This is a genomic window from Isoptericola luteus, from assembly GCF_020297055.1.
Classification (GTDB): domain Bacteria; phylum Actinomycetota; class Actinomycetes; order Actinomycetales; family Cellulomonadaceae; genus Isoptericola; species Isoptericola luteus.
Window position 1 is genome coordinate 111,828 of sequence record NZ_JAIXCQ010000008.1, and the last position, 18,419, is coordinate 130,246.

At 69.8% G+C, this 18,419-nt stretch carries 19 protein-coding genes and 1 pseudogene; 11 read left to right on the forward strand and 9 right to left on the reverse strand.

Going from position 1 to position 18,419, the window contains the following annotated elements; genetic code table 11:
- The first annotated feature begins 171 nt into the window (after positions 1 to 171).
- On the forward strand, positions 172 to 4,053 hold the full coding sequence (locus tag LEP48_RS12490) for a replicative DNA helicase (RefSeq protein ID WP_225565925.1): 3,882 nt from the start codon (positions 172 to 174) through the stop codon (positions 4,051 to 4,053).
- 79 nt (positions 4,054 to 4,132) lie between these two features.
- A pseudogene (locus tag LEP48_RS12495) lies at positions 4,133 to 4,249 on the forward strand (transposase family protein); the annotation flags it as partial.
- Between the two features lie 235 nt (positions 4,250 to 4,484).
- Here the strand turns inward: LEP48_RS12495 and LEP48_RS12500 are convergent.
- The gene (locus LEP48_RS12500) at positions 4,485 to 5,222 is read right to left on the reverse strand and encodes a phosphotransferase (protein ID WP_225565926.1); all 738 of its coding nucleotides are present in this window, start codon (positions 5,220 to 5,222) and stop codon (positions 4,485 to 4,487) included.
- 62 nt (positions 5,223 to 5,284) lie between these two features.
- On the opposite strand from LEP48_RS12500, the gene LEP48_RS12505 reads away from it, so the two are divergent.
- Together LEP48_RS12505 and LEP48_RS12510 are read left to right on the forward strand one after the other, a co-directional pair.
- On the forward strand, positions 5,285 to 5,881 hold the full coding sequence (locus LEP48_RS12505) for a P-loop nucleotide/nucleoside kinase family protein (RefSeq protein WP_225565927.1): 597 nt from the start codon (positions 5,285 to 5,287) through the stop codon (positions 5,879 to 5,881).
- 135 nt (positions 5,882 to 6,016) lie between these two features.
- Positions 6,017 to 7,489, forward strand: coding sequence for an NAD(P)-binding protein (locus LEP48_RS12510; protein ID WP_225565928.1), 1,473 nt, complete (start codon positions 6,017 to 6,019; stop codon positions 7,487 to 7,489).
- Here the strand turns inward: LEP48_RS12510 and LEP48_RS12515 are convergent, their stop codons facing one another.
- Together LEP48_RS12515 and LEP48_RS12520 are read right to left on the reverse strand one after the other, a co-directional pair.
- A complete protein-coding gene (locus LEP48_RS12515) occupies positions 7,490 to 7,702 on the reverse strand; it encodes a hypothetical protein (protein ID WP_225565929.1) in 213 nt (70 codons plus the stop codon).
- A gap of 113 nt (positions 7,703 to 7,815) precedes the next feature.
- On the reverse strand, positions 7,816 to 8,706 hold the full coding sequence (locus LEP48_RS12520) for an alpha/beta hydrolase (protein ID WP_225565930.1): 891 nt from the start codon (positions 8,704 to 8,706) through the stop codon (positions 7,816 to 7,818).
- Here LEP48_RS12520 and LEP48_RS12525 point away from each other — a divergent pair.
- Together LEP48_RS12525 and LEP48_RS12530 are read left to right on the forward strand one after the other, a co-directional pair.
- On the forward strand, positions 8,684 to 9,688 hold the full coding sequence (locus LEP48_RS12525) for a phosphotransferase enzyme family protein (protein ID WP_225565931.1): 1,005 nt from the start codon (positions 8,684 to 8,686) through the stop codon (positions 9,686 to 9,688). The genes LEP48_RS12520 and LEP48_RS12525 overlap by 23 nt on opposite strands.
- A 224-nt stretch (positions 9,689 to 9,912) precedes the next feature.
- Entirely contained in the window at positions 9,913 to 10,653 is a 741-nt protein-coding gene (locus LEP48_RS12530; RefSeq protein ID WP_225565932.1) for a dienelactone hydrolase family protein, read from the forward strand.
- Between the two features lie 5 nt (positions 10,654 to 10,658).
- Here the strand turns inward: LEP48_RS12530 and LEP48_RS12535 are convergent, their stop codons facing one another.
- Positions 10,659 to 11,330, reverse strand: coding sequence for a class I SAM-dependent methyltransferase (locus LEP48_RS12535; protein ID WP_225565933.1), 672 nt, complete (start codon positions 11,328 to 11,330; stop codon positions 10,659 to 10,661).
- Positions 11,331 to 11,453: 123 nt separating this feature from the next.
- Here LEP48_RS12535 and argG point away from each other — a divergent pair, with 123 nt between their 5' ends.
- Complete coding sequence (gene argG / locus LEP48_RS12540; RefSeq protein ID WP_225565934.1) at positions 11,454 to 12,878, forward strand: argininosuccinate synthase; 1,425 nt, start codon at positions 11,454 to 11,456, stop codon at positions 12,876 to 12,878.
- 3 nt (positions 12,879 to 12,881) lie between these two features.
- On the opposite strand, the gene LEP48_RS12545 is transcribed toward argG, so the two are convergent.
- A complete protein-coding gene (locus LEP48_RS12545) occupies positions 12,882 to 13,979 on the reverse strand; it encodes a sensor histidine kinase (protein ID WP_225565935.1) in 1,098 nt (365 codons plus the stop codon).
- The gene (locus LEP48_RS12550) at positions 13,972 to 14,670 is read right to left on the reverse strand and encodes a response regulator transcription factor (RefSeq protein ID WP_225565936.1); all 699 of its coding nucleotides are present in this window, start codon (positions 14,668 to 14,670) and stop codon (positions 13,972 to 13,974) included. Before LEP48_RS12550 ends, LEP48_RS12545 begins: the two co-directional genes overlap by 8 nt.
- Before the next feature lie 87 nt (positions 14,671 to 14,757).
- Here LEP48_RS12550 and LEP48_RS12555 point away from each other — a divergent pair, with 87 nt between their 5' ends.
- Positions 14,758 to 15,342, forward strand: coding sequence for a M15 family metallopeptidase (locus tag LEP48_RS12555; protein ID WP_225565937.1), 585 nt, complete (start codon positions 14,758 to 14,760; stop codon positions 15,340 to 15,342).
- Between the two features lie 15 nt (positions 15,343 to 15,357).
- On the opposite strand, the gene LEP48_RS12560 is transcribed toward LEP48_RS12555, so the two are convergent.
- Both LEP48_RS12560 and LEP48_RS12565 read right to left on the reverse strand, forming a co-directional pair.
- Entirely contained in the window at positions 15,358 to 15,504 is a 147-nt protein-coding gene (locus tag LEP48_RS12560; protein WP_225565938.1) for a hypothetical protein, read from the reverse strand.
- 43 nt (positions 15,505 to 15,547) lie between these two features.
- Entirely contained in the window at positions 15,548 to 16,207 is a 660-nt protein-coding gene (locus LEP48_RS12565; protein ID WP_225565939.1) for a DUF1345 domain-containing protein, read from the reverse strand.
- Between the two features lie 289 nt (positions 16,208 to 16,496).
- Between LEP48_RS12565 and LEP48_RS12570 the strand changes: the two genes are divergently transcribed.
- Both LEP48_RS12570 and LEP48_RS12575 read left to right on the forward strand, forming a co-directional pair.
- The gene (locus tag LEP48_RS12570; RefSeq protein ID WP_225565940.1) at positions 16,497 to 16,646 is read left to right on the forward strand and encodes a hypothetical protein; all 150 of its coding nucleotides are present in this window, start codon (positions 16,497 to 16,499) and stop codon (positions 16,644 to 16,646) included.
- Between the two features lie 36 nt (positions 16,647 to 16,682).
- Positions 16,683 to 17,003: a DUF4235 domain-containing protein gene (locus LEP48_RS12575; protein WP_225565941.1), complete on the forward strand. Its 321-nt coding sequence runs from the start codon at positions 16,683 to 16,685 to the stop codon at positions 17,001 to 17,003.
- A 22-nt stretch (positions 17,004 to 17,025) separates the two neighbouring features.
- Here LEP48_RS12575 and LEP48_RS12580 read toward each other — a convergent pair whose 3' ends face one another.
- Complete coding sequence (locus LEP48_RS12580) at positions 17,026 to 17,583, reverse strand: hypothetical protein (protein ID WP_225565942.1); 558 nt, start codon at positions 17,581 to 17,583, stop codon at positions 17,026 to 17,028.
- 149 nt (positions 17,584 to 17,732) lie between these two features.
- Between LEP48_RS12580 and LEP48_RS12585 the strand changes: the two genes are divergently transcribed.
- Positions 17,733 to 18,419, forward strand: coding sequence for a hypothetical protein (locus LEP48_RS12585; protein ID WP_225565943.1), 687 nt, complete (start codon positions 17,733 to 17,735; stop codon positions 18,417 to 18,419).

The following is an 18,419-nucleotide window of genomic DNA, read 5'->3' on the forward strand; positions in this document are numbered from 1 at the left end:
CGGTCCACAGGTCCGTCCACACGACCGTCCACAGGGCCCGTTGCGCATGGCGTCGGGCGAGCCTAGCGTCGGGCGCGGTGTCGGTGCCTCAGAGTAGAACGAGGACCTGACAGCAGGGACGGTCCGGTCGGCGGGCCGCAGTGCCGGCATCGCCGGGGGAGCGAGGTGGGCATGTCGATCGACGAGCTCGAGGCCGGGTACTCCGGTTCATCGTCGGGCGCCGGGTTCGATCGCACCCCTCCGCAGGACCTCGCCGCCGAGATGAGCGTGCTCGGCGGCATGCTGCTGTCGAAGGACGCCATCGCGGACGTCGTGGAGCAGATCCGCGGCAACGACTTCTACCGCCCCGCGCACGAGGCGATCTACGACGCCATCATCGACCTGTACGGGCGGGGCGAGCCCGCGGACGCGATCACCGTTGTCGCCGAGCTGACCAAGCGCGGCGAGCTCGTGCGCATCGGCGGCGCCCCCTACATCCACGACCTCATGGCGGGCGTGCCCACGGCCGCCAACGCCGGGTACTACGCGCGCATCGTGCGCGAGCGGTCCGTGCTGCGCCGCCTGGTGGAGGCGGGCACCAAGATCGTCCAGCTCGGGTACGCCACCGACGGCGGCGAGGTGGACACCGTCGTCAACAACGCGCAGGCGGAGATCTACGCCGTCACCGAGCGCCGCACCACCGAGGACTACCTGCCGCTGTCCGAGATCATCGGCGGCACCATGGACGAGATCGAGGCCGCCGGCCACCGTGGCGAGGGCATGACGGGCGTGCCCACAGGGTTCGCCGACCTCGACCGCCTGACCAACGGCCTGCACCCCGGTCAGATGATCGTCATCGCCGCCCGACCGGCCATGGGCAAGGCCCTGGCGCTCGACACGCCGCTGCCCACCCCGACCGGCTGGACCACCATGGGCGACGTCGCCGTGGGTGACGAGCTGATCGCTGCCGACGGGACGCCCACCCGCGTGGTCCGCGCGACCGAGGTCATGACCGGGCGCCCCTGCTACGAGGTGGTGTTCGACGACGGCACCACCATCGTCGCGGACGCCATGCACGAGTGGTCGACGAGCACCAGGGCCCAGCGGCGCAAGGTCCAGTTCGGCTCGACGCCTGAGTCATCGATCAGCACCACTGTGGACATCGCTCGCACTTTGCGTTGCGAGACTGCCGACCAGCGTGCCAACCACTCCGTCGTGACGGCACCAGCCCTGGACCTGCCGGACGCTGTCCTGCCACTCCACCCCTACGCGCTGGGAGTCTGGCTCGGAGATGGACACTCGATCTCGGCGAGATTCACCTCGGCCGATCCTGAGATCGGTATGCGTCTTGAAGGGCTCGGGTACCGAGTCACGGCACACGGCTCGTCCGACGGGCCGGCCAGGCTCTACCAGTTGCAGCTTCCCGAGGGCGAGCCGATAGCTGCACGACGCTGTGTCGTGTGTGGCGCGGATCTTGTGCCGAAGATGTCGCAGGTCAAGACCTGCGGGCGTTCGTGCGGTGGCAAGGCCACGACGGTTTCCGCGCCGAGCGCGGCGCCGACGTGTCCTGATTGCGGACGTCCGAGCAGTGGCCACCGCAGGTGCCTGGAGTGTCACCGCTCGCACGGCTCGGTCGCTGGGGTCCTGAGAACTCTCGGTGTGCACGGTGACAAGCACATTCCGGCCGAATACCTTCGCGCGAGTGAGGCGCAGCGGCGGGAGCTGCTGTGGGGACTCATGGATACGGACGGCACGGTCAATCGGACCGGGAGCCTGCAGTTCAGCGTGACCAACCGTCGCCTCGCCGAGGACTTCCGTGAGCTGGTGCACAGCCTCGGGTACCGCTCGGGATGGTGGGAGAAGCAGGTTGACGGCCGGACGTCGGCGTCGTCGGTTGCCTACACGATCACGTTCACGACCGAGGATGACGTCTTCGCGCTCGAGCGGAAGCGCCTGGTTCACAAGGAGCGTCGCAGGAAGCCAACTGCGAAGCTGACCTCTCGGTTCATCGTGGACGTTCGTCGGATCGACAGTGTTCCGGTGCGGTGCGTGGAGATCGCGCACCCCTCGCACCTCTACCTGGCGAGCCGCGGGATGGTGCCGACGCACAACTCCACGTTGGCCATCGACATCGCTCGTGCGGCGTCGATCAAGAACGGTCAGACGTCGGTCGTGTTCTCGCTCGAGATGAGCCGCAACGAGATCACCATGCGACTGCTCTCGGCCGAGGCGCGCGTGCACCTGCAGAAGCTGCGCAACGGCTCCATGGGCGAGGACGACTGGCAGAAGCTCGCCAAGGTGATGGGAAAGATCTCCGAGGCGCCGCTGTTCATCGACGACTCGCCGAACATGTCGCTCATGGAGATCCGCGCCAAGTGCCGGCGGCTCAAGCAGCGGCACGACCTCAAGCTCGTGGTCATCGACTACCTGCAGCTGATGTCGTCCGGCAAGCGCGTCGAGTCGCGCCAGCAGGAAGTCTCCGAGTTCTCGCGTGCGCTGAAGCTCCTCGCGAAAGAGCTTCAGGTTCCGGTCATCGCGCTCTCGCAGCTGAACCGTGGTCCCGAGCAGCGGCAGGACAAGAAGCCTGCGATGTCGGACCTTCGAGAGTCCGGGTGCCTCACCGAGGACACGAAGATCCTGCGTGCCGACACCGGCGCCGAGACGACGATGGGCGAACTGTTCGCGCTCAACGCCAAGGACGTCCCGGTCTGGGCGCTGAACGAGCGGCTGCAGTACGTGCGCCGGCACCTGACGCACGTGTTCCCCACCGGGGTGAAGCCGGTCTACCGGCTCAGGCTCTCGTCGGGCAAGGAGATCGAGGCGACGGCGAACCACCCGTTCCTCACCTACGAGGGCTGGACGCCGCTGGGTGAGCTGGAGGTCGGTTCGCGCATCGGCGTGCCGCGACACGTGCCGGGGCCGGAGAAGCACGCCGAGTGGGACGACCGCAAGGTCGTGATGCTGGCACACCTCCTCGGTGACGGATCATTCGTGAAGCGGCAGCCGATAAGGTACGCGTCTGTCGACGAGCACAATCTGACGGCTGTCGCGACTGCCGCGGAGGCCTTCGGGATCACGCCGATTCGTGACGAGCATGCTGCCGCGCGAGTCACGACGCTGCGCCTGCCCGCTCCGTTCCGCCTGGCGCACGGCAAGCGCAACCCGATCGCCGAGTGGCTGGACGGGATGGGTCTTTTCGGGGCCAGGAGTCACGAGAAATTCATCCCGACGAGCGTCTTTAACCTTCCCAAGCAGCAGATTGCGCTCTTCATCAAGCACCTATGGGCGACCGATGGCTCGGTCACCGTCGACAAGAATGGGCGCAGCGGGCGGATCTATTACGCTTCGACGTCGCGTGAGCTCGTCGATGGGCTGTCGCGGTTGTTGCTTCGTTTCGGAATCTCGACGCGGGTGCACCGAGCGACGCTCAAGAGCGCGTACCGTCAGGGATACACGCTGGACATCTCCGGGGTAGATGACCAGCGGCGCTTCCTGCAAGAGGTTGGCGTGCACGGAATCCGTGGTGAGAGTGCCGCTCGGCTTCTCGAGGTCATCCGTGACACCAAGGCGAACACGAACATCGACACCGTGCCCCGCCAGGTATGGGACGACGTGCGTGATCTGCTTGCCGAACGGGGGATGACTCACCGCCAGTTTGCTCAGGAGATCGGCACGGAGTTCTCCGGTAGTGCGATGTGGAAGCGCAACCCATCACGGCAGAGGCTGGGAAAGATCGCTCAAGTTCTCGAGAGTAAAGAACTCGAGATCATGGCGGTTAATGACCTGCTGTGGGACGAGGTCGTAGCCATTGAGTTGGTGGGGGAGAAGCAGGTCTTCGATGCCACGGTGCTCGACACCCACAACTTCATTGCCAATGGTATTGCCGTCCACAACAGCATCGAGCAGGATGCCGACATGGTGATCCTTCTCCATCGTGAAGACGCATATGAGAAGGAATCGCCGCGCGCTGGTGAGGCGGACCTGATCGTTGCCAAGCACCGTAATGGACCGACGGACACCATCGTCGTTGCGTTCCAGGGACACTACTCGCGGTTTGTCGACATGCAGGTCTAGCAGTGTGTCGCTGCATGTGATCGACATCGACCGTGATGACGAAGGGCTCGTCGTGGCGGTGGAGTCGGCGCCCGGGCTGATGGGTTGCCCGTCCTGCGGGGTCGTGGCGGCTTCGAAGGGCCGCCGGATGGCCGAGATGATTGACGTCCCGGCGTTCGGGCACCCGGTGCGGCTGCGGTGGCGCAAGCGTCGCTGGGTCTGTGCGGACCCGGGCTGCGGGGTCGCCTCGTTCACCGAGCAGGACCCAGGGATCGCCGCACCGCGGGGGGGGGGTGCTGACTCTCGCGCTCCCGAAGCCCTCGACCACCGTCGGCCGGCTGGAAGCCCTCGCTCAGACCGAAAGGCCCGCGCACCTCCGACGCCCCGACTGAGCGCGGTCGGCCAACGGCAGCAAGGTTCCTGTCGGTTGCCGCGACATCGACCTGGTTCCGCTACGTCAGGCGTGCCGCGTCGCGCCGGTACATGGCCGCATGATCGAGCAGGTGGTGGGCCCCGGTGGTGCGGGCGTGCTCCTCGGTCCAGTCGGCGAGGTCGTGAAGCCTGTGGCGCATCGTGCGCATCAGGTCGGGGACGGAGGGTGCGGCGTCGCGGCCGTAGCTGTCCAGCAGGTGGGCCAGCCGTGCGTCCCGTGACGATCCCGCGGGGGGTGCCGGCATGTCCTGGCACCAGCCGCAGATCCGGTAGGCGAGGTAGGCGAGGTCCCACGCCCGCGGCCCGGGGGAGGCCATGTCCACGTCGATGAAGCCGACCAGCTGCTCGCCGTCGTGGACCATGTTGTAGGGCGCGACGTCGTTGAGGCAGATCACCTCGGCCGGCTCGTGGGCCGGCATCCGCCACACCGCACTGGTGAGAGAGAAGGTCCGGGTCGCGTCGTGCCAGGAGCGCAGCAGAGCTCCGGCGTCCTTGGCGGTCCCGGGTTCCCATACCCAGGCGGGCACCGGCCACCCCGCTGTCTCGCCGGCCAGGTAACTGAGCACCTCTCGTCCGCGATCGTCCACTCCCAGCGGCGTCGGGAGTCGCTGGACTCCTTGGGCGCGGACCCAGGCGAGCAGCGCGTGAATGGTCGGCGTCCACGGCCCGGAGGTGCGGCGGACGGTGTCCCCGACCCGCGCCACCTCGTTGACGTTCCCGCCGGTGAAGTCGCCACCTGTCTCGTCCCCCGCGCTCATCGCTCGATGCTCGCACGGGAGCGGTCGCCGGGCCGAGGTCTTTGTCGGCCGGTGAGAGCACGGTGGTCGACAGCGGGCCACGCCCCGACGAGCTGTTCGCGAAGTGCCCCCCAGCACGGGGTGGTTGGGAAGCCGGTGAACTGTGTAGCGTCGGGCAGGTGTCGGCGGACCAGACTCGGCGGCCCCGGGTCGTGATGATGTGCGGTCCTGGCGGTGCCGGCAAGACCACGTACGCCAAGCGGCTCGAGAGAGCAGGATGGATCCGGCTGTCGTTCGAGGTGGAATTCTGGGACCGGGGCATCACGACGATGCCGGATGCCGCCGTCGTCGCGGAGGTCGCGGCCGAGCTCAAGGCGCGACTGCTGCGTCACCTCACCGCGGGATCGGACGTGGTGCTCGACTTCGGGTTCTGGTTCCGACGCCAGCGTGACGAATATCGTGCGCTGCTGGCACCGCATGGCGTCGTGCCCGAGACCGTCTACGTCGCGACAGATCTCGCGACGATCCTGAGCCGGATCGGCGACCGCCAAGGCAAGGGTGCTGACGATTGGCCCTTGACCGAGACGACTGCGGCCGAGTACTTCGCTCGCTTCGAGCCGCCGAGCCCTGAGGAGGGGCCGCTCGAGGTCGTCCGCGAGAACCGCCGAGCGCGCGGGTAGCGATGGTGCGCGCTTCGGATTGCTCAAAGACAATGACGACATCTCGAAGGGCCGTATCGCCCGTCATGACTTCACCCGCGCATTCCCGCGTCAAGGATTCGACCCGGTGCTACGGTGGGCGCGGAGGTCTCAGCCATGGAAGTGGTATATCAGACCGGCGGAAACCGTGTTGTCGTCAATCCGGCACTTCTCGTGATCGCGTGTGATCCGCGCGCGCTCGGGCCGGTCATGGAATTCACACCCCAAGAGCGAGCACTGCTGAGCTCGCTCCGAAACTTCACCTTCTACACGACATGCCTGCGCGTCTATCCGCGCAAGGCCCAGGATCGTGTCGTCATCCTCGCGCCTGACATCGTCGAGTCTCAGTCGGGTCTCGTGCAGGGGTATCGCAACGAGACAGCGAAGCAGTGGGGCATTACCGCCGCGAACGACGCCACGACCAACGTCGTCACGACGTATCAGATGGTCGGGATCGATGGTGCCTCTGATCCCGGCACCCTCGCCGCCCAGCGCAAGGCGTTCCTGGACAACCCCCCTTCATGGTGGCCGTTCCAGCCCGGCCGGTACGAGATCGTGGAGGTCAAGGAGAACCAGAACGGTGCGATCCGCCCGGCCGTGAACCCGTTGCTGACGCCGTACTTCAACCAGTTCCCGTCCGGCGCACTCGATGGCGGAGCTCCGTGGAAGTGGCTCGACATCCAGGGCGCGCACGACACGGTGTACGTCCACGCGTCGACGTGCTTCGAGTCCGTCCTGCACTGCTGGTCGTACCTGAACATCCTGCTCGACGTGAAGCCGGCGCTGCTGTCGACGCCCAAGGACGCCGCCATCGTGGTCATCGGTGCGGGAGTGAGCGGGCTGCTCTTCGCGCAGCGCTTCATCGACCTGGGCTACACCGACGTCACGTTGCTGGAGAGCACGAATCGCTTCGCCGGAAAGACGCATTCGTTGCAGGTGCCGGATCAGATCGGTATCTCGATCGCCGAGCTCGGCACGTGCTACCTGTCGCCGGCGTACGACGACATGGTGCAGTCGCTCTCCAAGTACATCGTCGGCAATGCGCGCGTGGCCGTCGCGCACGGCTCTCAACGAGGCATCGTCGTCGGCAGCCCGCCGAACGAGACCGTCATGGATTTCAACTACTACGGACTCATGATCGCCTGCCAGTACCTGGGGTACGGGTGGCCGTGCAGCAAGGTGGACCAGGATCTGGCCTACGCTGACCTCTTCCTCGCCGCCGCGAACTACGTCCGGCTACGCACCGAGATCTTCGGCACCGTCGACGGCGCCATGCCGATCTCCAGGCCGGTGGGCGACCCGTACGGCGTCTTTTCGAAGACCTTCGCGCAGTTTCTCGACGACAACATGATGGGCGCGTTGAAGGGCTATCTGATGTACGCGTACCAGGTGCAGGGGTATGGCGATCTCGACAAGATTCCCGCGTACTACGGTCTCGTGTGGGTGATGCCGGACATGGCGTGGCCCTTCGGCGCGTCGAGCGGCGTCACTGCCTGGCAGAAGGGCTGGGAGGACGTCTGGGATCAGATGGTCAAGAAGTGCACCATGAACATCAAGCTGAACACGAATGTGGTCAGCATCCGCCGCTGACTACTTCACGCGGTCGACGCCGTGCCTGTCGGGCACCTGCGCGTGCGCCGTGCAGGCGTTGCAGTACACGGTCGACCTGACCACGCCGGCACCCATGAAACGCTGACCCAGTTCAACCGTCGGATCGTCGAAGTCGCACACCGGGCACAGCCACGGGCCGGAATCGCCGTCGTGCACCAAGCGGAAGATGCGGTTCCAGCTGTCGTTGCTCATGACTCGGGACCATACCGTGGTGGGCATCGGGCGCCCCAAGGTGGTGTGCCTGTGCTTCGAGATCTCCCGCGTGGAGCTGACGCGCACCCTGCGAAGGCGCCGGGCCGCTCCTGCTACAGCAAGGCCTGGACCTGATCGACCACCAGGTCGGGGCGGGAGACGAACGGGTGGTGCCCGGTGCGCAGCTCGACGGAGCGCGTGGCCCGCGCCGCGTGGGCGCGCTGCAGCTCGACAGAGGTGCTGCGGTCGTCCGCGCAGACGATGTACGTGGAATCGACCCCGCGCCAGCCAGCGGCACTGGTCGGCGTCATGAACGCGGCCGCCGCCTGCGGGGCCACCCGCTCCCATCCCTGGCGTTGCGTCGTCTCGTCCGCGTCCTGGAGGAATCGGGCTCCGAACGAGGCCGCGTCGTAGCCGGCGACGCCCAGCGTGCCGTCCCCGTTGTCGCCGATCGAGACCGGGTCGGGCTCATCGCTCATGATGGCGGCCTGCGCCTGCCCGATCTCGGGCAGGTACGACGACACGTAGAGCAGGTGCGCGACGGCGGGGTGTGGGCCCGCTTCCGCGATGACGGTTCCTCCGTAGGAGTGACCGACGACGATCGCGGAGTTCACGTCGTCGAGCTCACGACGAAGTGCTGCCGCGTCGGCGACGAGCCCGCCCGCAACCTGCTCGGGCGTGCCCTCGCCGCAGGACGGCAGCGCGAGGGCTCGGCTGCGGATTCCCGTACGTTCCCGGAGCAGGTCCGCGGCTCGCCGCCACCACCAGTCCCCGTCTCGCACCAGGGCGCCATGAACGAAGATCAGCTCTACGGGGGCATCTGAGCTCTTCACATCCGTGACACTACGGATCCGGGCGTGGTCAAGGGACTGAATCTGCTGACGGCGTGAAATCTCCTGGGTATCCGCAACCGGCGTCGCCCACGCGGCCCGGTGGTGTCGATGCCGACGCATGCTCCGTGGTCGTGGTGAGATGTGCGCCATGCCGAGGACCGGGTCGCCCACGGTGGAGATGCTCTGGGAGAGCTGCGACTCCGCCGAGGCCCTCGCACGTCGCTTCGGGTTTGCCGACGGCGGCACGGCCCAGGACTGGCTGTCCACAGTGGTGAGCGAGCACTGGGGGATCGACGTCTCGGCCTGTCGGCGCATCGTGATGAGCGACCACAACGCTCTTGCGTGGCTCACGACGTCCGACGGCGAGCTCGTGGCGAAGTGGTCGGTGGCGCGGGGGCGCTTCGCTCGCCTGTCCGAGCTTGCCGACCTCACGCAGTGGCTCGCCGGTCGTGGGTCGCCGGTGTCGGCTCTGGTCCCGACCCTCGACGGCAGCTCGTCCCTCGAGGGCAGCGGAGCGTTGCTCGTGCTTCAGCGCGTCATCGAGGGAGATCCGCTCGACGTCGCGCACCCCGGGCAGGTCGCGGCGGCAGGCGCAGTCCTGGCTCGGCTGCACGACGACCTCGCCCGGTACCCGGCGCTCGACCGCCTGCGTCGGGTGTCGCCGACGGGCGGCTCGCTGCGGGAACGGGTCACGAGGTGGCTCGACTCCGAACCGCCGCACGTCCCCGCACCCCTCCTGGCCACCGTGCGCGGTCTGGTGAGCGACGCGCCGACCGCGCCGATGCCGACCCAGCTGCTGCACGGCGACTTCCGGGCGGCGAACGTCCTCTGTTCCGGCACCGATGTGCTGGCCGTCATCGACTTCGACGAGGCGACGTTCGACCACCCCGTCACGGAGCTGGCGCGGTCCGCCGTCCTGCTGGGGACGCTCTTCCACGACTGGGGGCCGGTGTCCGCACAGGTGCGCACGGAGTTCTTGGCCGGGTACGAGTCGGTACGACGTCTCGACGCCGCGGAAGCACGATGGTGGGACGCCCTCGTCGGCTGGTACTCGCTCGCGATGGTCCCGGCCGACCCCGCGCACGACACGACCGGGTGGCTCGCCGCCGCGCGGGCACACCTGGAGACCGCCGCCCGCGGGCCGGCCACCTGAGCACCGCCGCAGACAGCCCGCCACGCAGCGATCCGGAGGGAGGCCCGAGAAATCCCGGGCAGCGCGCGAGCCCCTCCTGCTACGTTTTCCGGGAGGCCGTGCGAGACCTGGAGGAGGTGGTACCCGTGAACGCAGTATCGACGTGGGTGCTCCCCTCCGGGGTCATGGTCGGGCGATAGGTCGTCCGGGAGTGCCACCTCAGCGCACTCCTGAAAGGCACGACCATGCACTTCACCTCTGACCAACGCCTCGACGACGTCGTCCTCGAGCGCCGGTTCACGGCCGACGGGGTCCCGGGCATCCTGTGGACGCCCGTCGCCGCATCCTCGCCGACGCCCCTGGTCCTCGTCGGTCACCCCGGGGGACTCTCCCCGATGTACCCGCGGCTGTTGGCACGCGCCCGGCGGGCCGTGGCGGACGGGTTCGCCGCCGCAACGATCGAGCTCCCGGGGGCCGGTGAACGGCCCCGGCTGCCCGAGCTCGAGCGGGCCCGCACCGACCTCCGCGGTGCGCTCGCCGCCCGCGAGCCGGTCGACGAGATCGTGGACCGGCTCGTGCTCCCGCTCGTCGACCTGGCGGTCCCGGAGTGGCAGGCCCTCCTCGACGAGCTCGTCTCGCTGCCGGGGATCGACGGCCCCGTCGGGTACTCGGGCGGGGTGATCTCGGTCGGCGTACGGCTGGCGGCGGTCGAGCCACGCATCGTCGCCGCGGGCCTCTACGCCGGGAGCTTCGTCCCGCGCACCATCCTCGACGAGGCGCGACAGGTCACGATCCCGGTGCACGTGCTGCTGCAGTGGGACGACGAGTGGAACGACCGGAACGCCGCGCTGGAGCTGTTCGACGCCCTCGGCTCCCGGGAGAAGACCCTGCAGGCCAACCTGGGAGGCCACACCGGCGTGCCGCAGTTCGCGGGCGACGATGCCGCCCGGTTCTTCGAGCGGCACCTGCGGACCCGACCCGAGTAGGGCGCTCAGGCCCGGCGGAACTCCGCGCGCCAGACGCCGAGTCCGCCGGGCGCGGGGACGTCGCGCAGCACCTCGATCGACGTCGCCGACAGGCCGTCCTGACCGAACGCCTCGATCTCCGTACGAGTCAGCGGCCACGGCGGCCCGTCGTCGCCGGCCCGCTCGGCGACGGCCTGGACCGCCAGGAGCGTCCCGCCCGGCGCCACCAGCGACCGGACGCCCGCCGTCAACCCGTCCCGGACGCTCCGGCGCACGGCCTGGACGGTGAAGATCTCGACGACCAGGTCGAACGCCCCGGTCCACTCGGCGGCCAGGTCGAGCAGGTTCCCGACGGCGTAGTTCACGGACGACCCGGGGTTCCGGTCGCGTGCGGCCGCGACGGCGGTGGGGGAGATGTCGAACGCCGTCGTCTCGTAGCCGAGCCTGGACAGGTGCTCGGCGTCCGCGCCGAGCCCGCACCCGACGGCGACGGCGGTGCCACCCGCCGCCGGGCCGCGCGCATCGCGTGCCTCGAGCCACGACGCGAGGACCGGGTGCGGCTCGTGCCGGTCCCAGGGGGTCGTGATGTCGCCGACCTTCGCGGACGCCCAGAGGCGTTCGAACCACGCGGTCGGATCGGTGGTCTCGGCGTTGCCGAGGCGGGCCGTCTCGGACTGCCAGGAACGGGGTGCGGTCATGACCTCGAACCTAGCGTGCACGGGCGGCCGGGCCGCGCGGGCGAGCGCCGCCGCCGAAGGCGATCGGGCCTCACCATCCACCCGGTTGGATATGTATGCATGGCTATGCATATACTTGCAGCCATGTCCAAAGTCTTGACGTCGCTCCCTGTCGGTGAACGTGTCGGTATCGCCTTCTCCGGCGGCCTCGACACCTCGGTGGCGGTCGCGTGGATGCGCGAGAAGGGCGCGGTGCCCTGCACCTACACCGCCGACCTGGGCCAGTACGACGAGCCCGACATCGAGTCCGTCCCGGGACGCGCCGGTCAGTACGGTGCCGAGGTGTCGCGCCTGGTGGACTGCCGGACGGCGCTCGTCGAGGAGGGCTTGTCGGCCATCGCGTGCGGCGCTTTCCACATCCGCAGCGGCGGCAAGACGTACTTCAACACCACGCCGCTGGGTCGCGTCGTCACCGGCACGCTGCTCGTGCGCGCCATGCAGGCCGACGGAGTCTCCATCTGGGGCGACGGCTCGACGTTCAAGGGCAACGACATCGAGCGGTTCTACCGCTACGGCCTCATGGCGAACCCGCACCTGCGGATCTACAAGCCGTGGCTCGACGCCGACTTCGTGGCCGAGCTCGGTGGCCGCCACGAGATGTCCGAGTGGCTCACCGCGCGCGACCTGCCCTACCGCGCGTCCGCGGAGAAGGCCTACTCGACCGACGCGAACATCTGGGGCGCGACGCACGAGGCCAAGACGCTCGAGTTCCTCGACGAGTCGATGGAGGTCGTCGACCCGATCATGGGCGTGCGCTTCTGGGACCCGTCGGTGGCGATCGAGACCGAGGACGTCACGGTCCGCTGGGAGCGTGGGCGCCCCGTGGCCATCAACGGCCAGGAGTTCACCGACCCGGTGGCCCTCGTGAACGAGGCCAACGCCGTCGGGGGCCGCCACGGCCTCGGCATGAGCGACCAGATCGAGAACCGGATCATCGAGGCGAAGTCCCGCGGGATCTACGAGGCACCCGCGCTCGCGCTGCTGCACATCACCTACGAGCGCCTCGTCAACGCCATCCACAACGAGGACACGCTCGCGAACTACCACAACGAGGGACGCCGGCTCGGCCGCCTGCTCTACGAGGGCCGCTGGCTGGACCCGCAGTCCCTCATGATCCGCGAGTCGATGCAGCGCTGGATCGCCTCGGCGATCACCGGCGAGGTCACCGTCCGGCTGCGCCGCGGCGACGACTGGTCGATCGTCAACACCTCCGGCCCGGCGTTCTCGTACCATCCGGAGAAGCTGTCGATGGAGCGGACCGAGGACGCGGCGTTCGGCCCCGTGGACCGCATCGGGCAGCTCACCATGCGCAACCTCGACATCGCGGACTCGCGCGCCAAGCTCGAGCAGTACGCGGCGCAGGGCCTGCTCGGGGCTGGTGCCCACGAGCTCGTGGGCGAGCTGGCCCCAGGCGGTGCGGCGGCGATCTCCGCGAACCCGGACGTCGCTGACGTCGACGAGCAGGACGACGCGCTCGACCGCGCCGCCATGGAGTTCGGCACCGACTGATCCTCAGCCGCCGAGCGGCGGTGGCGCAGCGGGCAGCCGCACCACCACCCGGAGCCCGCCGTCCACCCGGCCGGAGAGCGTGAGCTCCCCGGCGTGCGCCCGGGTGATGCTCTGGACGATCGCCAGTCCGAGGCCGGTGCCCGCGTGATCGCGCCGGACCCGCGAGGTGCCGCGCTGGAACGGTTCGGTCAGCGTCGCGACGAGCCCGGGCTCGAGGCGCTCGCCGGTGTTCTCGACGGTGAGCAGCGTCTGCCCCCCGGGCTCGGTCGTCGTGCTGACCCGCACGGTGCCGCCGCCGGGCAGGTTGTGGACGATCGCGTTGTGCACGAGGTTCGTGGTGAGCTGCAGCAGGAGCGCCCGCGACCCGACGACGGGCGCGCTCTCGCCGTCGACCCGGACGACGATGTCGCGCCGCTCGGCGAGGGGAAGGAGCGTCTCGGCGGCCTCCTCCGCCGCGAGGGACAGGTCGACGCGCTCGCGGACGAACGACCCCTGGTCGGCGCGGCTGAGCAGGAGCAGGGCCTCCGTGAGGTCGATCGCGCGGGTGTTGACGGCGCGGAGGCGTTCGAGCAGCTCGCCGGTGTCGCAGTCCGGGTCCTTGGCGGCGACGTCGAGGATCGTCTGGGTGATCGCGAGCGGGGTGCGTAGCTCGTGGGAGGCGTTGGCCGCGAACCGCTGCTGCTCGGCGACCTGCGCCTCGAGCCGGGCGAGCATGACGTCGAAGGCGTCGGCGAGCTCCCGGAACTCGTCGTCGCGGCCCGGCAGGTGGATGCGGTGAGAGAGCGAGCCGGCCCCGGCCTGGCGTGCCGCGTCGGTGATGCGGGTCAGCGGGGCGAGCATGCGGCCCGCGAGGAGCCACCCGCCCAGCAGGCCCAGCACCAGCAGGAAGGCCAGCGCCCACGCCGCCCGCGGGACGAAGGCGCTCTCCAGGTCGGAGCGGTTCGGCACGAACGGGCCCCTGTTCCGGATGGGCCCGTCGGGCACGTACCGCAGCAGGAACAGCCACACCACCGCGAGCAGCAGGGCGCCGGCGACCATGACGAGCCCGGCGTAGCTGAGGGTGAGCCGGAGACGGACGCTCAGTCCACGAGGCCTAGCCATGGTCGCCCTCGCCCTCGCCGTCCTCCGGGGTGCCGGTGTCGATCCGATAGCCGACGCCGGGCACCGTGGCGATCACCCAGGGCTCGCCGAGCCGCTTGCGCAGCGCCGAGACCGTGATGCGCACCGCGTTGGTGAAGGGGTCGGCGTTCTCGTCCCACGCGCGCTCCAGCAGCTCCTCGGCGCTCACCACACCACCGTCGGCGGTCAGGAGCACCTCGAGCACGGCGAACTGCTTGCGGGTGAGCGCCACGTAGCGGCCGTCGCGGTAGACCTCTCGGCGGAACGGGTCCAGCCGGAGCCCGGCGAGCTCACGCACCGGCGGCCGGTGGTGCGCGCGCCGGCGGTCGAGGGCGCGCAGCCGGAGCACCAGCTCGCGCAGCTCGAACGGCTTGGTGAGGTAGTCGTCGGCCCCCAGCTCGAACCCGGACGCCTTGTCGTCGAGCCGGTCGGCCGCGGTGAGCATGAGGATCGGCATGCCGCTCCCGGACGCGACGATGCTCGCGGCGATCTCGTCGCCGGAAGGCCCGGGGATGTCGCGGTCCAGAACGGCGAGGTCGTACGTGTTGACGCTCAGCAGCTCCAGGGCGGTGTCGCCGTCGCCGGCGACGTCGGCCGTGATCGCCTCGAGGCGCAGGCCCGTGCGGACGGCCTCGGCCAGGTAGGGCTCGTCCTCGACGATCAGCACGCGCACCCTGCCGATGCTACGAGCCGCCACATATCGCGGGGATATGGGAAACGGGATACGAGCGGGCAACAGGCCGTCGAGTGGGCTGGAGGCATGCCCCCCAGGCATTCCCGGAGCCCCCGACGGCGCCGCTCCGCCGCCCTTGCCGGCGCCGTCCTCGCCGCGTCTGTCGTCGGCGCGTCCGTCGTGGCGGCCATGGCCGCCGGCGTCCTGCCCGTCCGGCAGCTCGGCTCCGACGGCGAGGTCCACGGCGACGTGACGGTCTTCGACGGCGAGGCGCCGGCCGTGGCCCGCCTCGACCCGCAGCTGCTCGGCGCCGTCCGCCGGGCCGCGTCGGCCGCCGAGGCCGACGGCGTGACGTTCTGGGTCAACAGTGGCTGGCGCTCACCCGAGTACCAGGACGAGCTGTTCCGGGACGCCATCGCCGAGTACGGCTCGGTCGAGGAGGCGGCCCGCTGGGTGGCCACCGCGGAGACGTCCCCGCACGTGCACGGGGACGCGATCGACGTCGGGCTCTGGGACGCGACCGCCTGGCTGGCGGAGCGCGGCGCCGCGTACGGTCTGTGCCAGATCTACGGCAACGAGCCGTGGCACTACGAGCTGCGCCCCGACGCGGCCGACCACGGCTGCCCGGCCATGTACCCCGACGCGTCGCACGACCCACGGCTCCAGCGGTGACCTCCCGGGGCGCGCCTACGCCTTCTTGGCGCGACGCCCCCAGAATCGTCGACGGGTCTCGTTCGCGAGCTCGGTCCCGGCCGCCGTCGCGAAGGCGTCGGTCGGCGTCCCCTCGGTGGTGCCCACAACCTCCCGGCGGGGCGGCAGGCCGGGCCCGCTCACGAGGTGAGGCTGCCGAACAGCAGGGACACCGTCATCGCGATGATCACGGTGTTGAAGGCGAACGCCACGAGGACGTTGGCACGCACCAGGCGCCAACCCGGCCGGGTGGTGATCTCCGCGGAGACGGTCGCGGCCATGGTCGACACGAGGACGGCGAGCGTGAGGTAGTCGTCGAAGCGAGGTTCGTCGGGGACGGGAATCGCACGGGCGCGCTCGAGCCCGCCTGTGCATCGAGACGCAGGTAGGCCTGTGCGTACGAGAAGACCATGAGGATCCACGCGCTGGCGACGGTCAGCAGCCCCGCGACCAGGTAGATGGTCTCGCCCCGGAACTGAGGGCTCTGAGCGATGCCCACCGTGGCGACCACGGCGATGACCGCCGCGCTGATGGTCGTGTTCGCGGTTCCGGTCAGGCCGAGCGCGCGGTGGAGTCGTCGGCTCTGGTCCCGCAGCTCGGCGGACGCGACCTCGCGCAGTCGGGCCGGCTCCAGCCGGGAGTAGGTCCGCGCGCCCCAGCCCACGTAGACGACCGCGTAGACCGGGAAGAGGAAGACGAACGTCGTGATGACGGTGTCCGCGGTGGTGGCGATCGGTACGGAGGTGGCGCTGCCGACGAACGTGACGCCGCCGACCGCGACGACGGCGGCGACGAGGCTGCTGACCCAGGCACGGAAGAAGTCGGACCGGGATCGAGGATGTGCCATGCCCACATTCTGATGTGCGCACGGGAAGGCGGATGACGGTGCGACCGGAGCCGGCGAACGCTCTCGGCGGGACGAATCGTCCAACACTACGATTTCGGTCACCAAGGACAGTGACGGGATGCGAGATGAACAGCGGGTCCAGCGTGCACGCAGCAACGGTTCCGATCGACGGCGAGGGAGTGGGACGACCCGGCTCGTCGCCGCGGTCATGGCGTTCCTTCTCGTGGTGGTGACCTTGGTGGTCGTTCCATCCCCGGATGCGAGGGCCGCGGCGTCCGTGGTCAGGACGGTGACGCTCCGCCGGAGCGACAAGGGCAAGAAGACGATCACGATGCCCTGTGTCGAGCGAGGACAGCACTACTTCGAGGTCTTCTACAAGGGCTCGACGACGACGGGGCGTTCCGATTCGAAGAACACCAACTACTTCACCGTGCGCTGATCTGCGGGCTCGCCCAGGTCGACCTACGGTCGGCGTATGGGCAAGCAGCAGAGCAGCGGGGGACGCGCCGAGGCCAAGGGCAGCACGTCGGCCAAGATCCTGTACCGGCCGGTCGGCATCGTGGGATCGCTCGTGGGCGGCCTCGTCGCCGGGCAGGTGTTCAAGCAGGTGTACAAGCGCGTGGCTCCGGGCCACCCGGACGACCCGCCCACGCCGCTGCAGTCGGAGTACCCGCTGCGGGAGATCGTGCTCGCGTCGCTGTTACAGGGCGCGATCTTCGCCGCCGTGAAGGCGCTCGTCGACCGCGGTGGCGCCCGGGCGTTCGAGCGCTGGACGGGGGAGTGGCCGGGGGACTGACGGCCGTCGCCGGCGCGTCGCCTCAGGCGGCGTCGCGGAGCCCGGGCGACTGGTGCCCGCCGCCGGCGAGGTGGACGAAGTTCACGACGTCGATGCGCAGGCGCGCCCACTCGACGTCGCCCACCACGGGTGACGAGGCGTGCGAGCGCCGCGAGAGCTCGACGACGCGTCGCAGCAGGTGGACGGCGCGCACGGTACAGGCGGCGTCCCCCGGCGCTCCGGCGGCCGCGCGGGCTACCTGCCGGGCGAGGACGAACCCCGGCGACCCCGGGTCCAGCATCGACGAGTCGGCGAACCGGAACGGCACGGGCCGGCTGCGGAGCGACCACTCGCCCGCCGCCGGGTCCCGCACCACGATCACCCGCGGCCCTCGGAGCAGCGAGACCACTCCGAGCAGGAGGCCGACGAGCACGACCGCGCCGATCAGCACCAGGCTCCAGCGCCCGATGCCGTCGGCGACCGGCCGGCCCATCAAGGAGAGCACCGCGATCCCGACGCCCCACCCCACGCCGCACCCCAGTACGACGAGCACCACGAGCAGCACGACGTGCCCGCGGTAGGTGGGCCGCGCCCGGTCCATACGTGCCTCCTCACCGTCGACGGCACAGTGCCGACACCTCTCATGTCGCCGGCAGGGGGGTGATCCCTACAGGTGATCTCGGACGAATCTCGTCCGTTCGCGTTCGCGCCCCGCTACCTTGGGGCCGTGGAGACGCGAGGGAGCGACCGATGAACGACGACCCCCGCCGGGGGCTCGGCCCGGCGGTCGCGGCCGTCGTCCTGACGCTGGCGGCGTGTGCGGCTCCCGGCGCCCCGGTAGGCCCGCGCGACCGCTTCAACCCGGTCGACGCCGACCAGCCCGGATGGGTCGCGTCGGCACCGGACTACGCCGCCGAGCTCCTTGCGACCGCGTACGCCGCGAGCGCCCCGACCACGCTCCGCAGCTCCGGGCAGACCCGTCGGCTGGACCACCGCGGCACGTCGCCGGCCGCGATCGTCGTCGACTACACCACCGGCGACTACTCGGAAGTGCTCACCGACGACGCCGCGCGGCAGCTCGAGGCCCTGATCTCTGAGACCGTCGCCGGCGGCGAGTTCGCGTCGGTCGACGTCGCGCCGTGCCGCGACGACGGCCTCGGCGACCTGCCCGACGAGGCGTGGTTCGACATCGAGAACGGCGAGATGCTGGTACGGACCTGCGTCCACGTCACCGGGGTCCCGGCGGGCACGACCGCGGCGGACGGCGTCGTCACGGAGCTCCTGGAGCCGGTGGTCGTCGCCGCGGTGGTGCCGGGCGGCTCCGACGTCGCCGGCACGGGTGCCACCTCTCGCATCCTTCGTCTGGACGTCCTAACCCTCCACGACGTCGAGGAGTCCGGCCTGGCATGGCACGAGTACGTCGCCGACCGTCTCTGA

Bases quoted from the DNA above. Each gene is read 5' to 3' on its own strand.
- LEP48_RS12565 (WP_225565939.1), bottom strand. From the start codon at position 16,207: ATGGCACATCCTCGATCCCGGTCCGACTTCTTCCGTGCCTGGGTCAGC.
- LEP48_RS12515 (WP_225565929.1), bottom strand. From the start codon at position 7,702: ATGAGCAACGACAGCTGGAACCGCATCTTCCGCTTGGTGCACGACGGC.
- LEP48_RS12535 (WP_225565933.1), bottom strand. From the start codon at position 11,330: ATGACCGCACCCCGTTCCTGGCAGTCCGAGACGGCCCGCCTCGGCAAC.
- LEP48_RS12530 (WP_225565932.1), top strand. From the start codon at position 9,913: ATGCACTTCACCTCTGACCAACGCCTCGACGACGTCGTCCTCGAGCGC.
- LEP48_RS12585 (WP_225565943.1), top strand. From the start codon at position 17,733: ATGAACGACGACCCCCGCCGGGGGCTCGGCCCGGCGGTCGCGGCCGTC.
- LEP48_RS12580 (WP_225565942.1), bottom strand. From the start codon at position 17,583: ATGGACCGGGCGCGGCCCACCTACCGCGGGCACGTCGTGCTGCTCGTG.
- LEP48_RS12545 (WP_225565935.1), bottom strand. From the start codon at position 13,979: ATGGCTAGGCCTCGTGGACTGAGCGTCCGTCTCCGGCTCACCCTCAGC.
- LEP48_RS12555 (WP_225565937.1), top strand. From the start codon at position 14,758: ATGCCCCCCAGGCATTCCCGGAGCCCCCGACGGCGCCGCTCCGCCGCC.
- LEP48_RS12575 (WP_225565941.1), top strand. From the start codon at position 16,683: ATGGGCAAGCAGCAGAGCAGCGGGGGACGCGCCGAGGCCAAGGGCAGC.
- LEP48_RS12500 (WP_225565926.1), bottom strand. From the start codon at position 5,222: ATGAGCGCGGGGGACGAGACAGGTGGCGACTTCACCGGCGGGAACGTC.
- LEP48_RS12510 (WP_225565928.1), top strand. From the start codon at position 6,017: ATGGAAGTGGTATATCAGACCGGCGGAAACCGTGTTGTCGTCAATCCG.
- LEP48_RS12490 (WP_225565925.1), top strand. From the start codon at position 172: ATGTCGATCGACGAGCTCGAGGCCGGGTACTCCGGTTCATCGTCGGGC.
- LEP48_RS12525 (WP_225565931.1), top strand. From the start codon at position 8,684: ATGCCGAGGACCGGGTCGCCCACGGTGGAGATGCTCTGGGAGAGCTGC.
- argG (WP_225565934.1), top strand. From the start codon at position 11,454: ATGTCCAAAGTCTTGACGTCGCTCCCTGTCGGTGAACGTGTCGGTATC.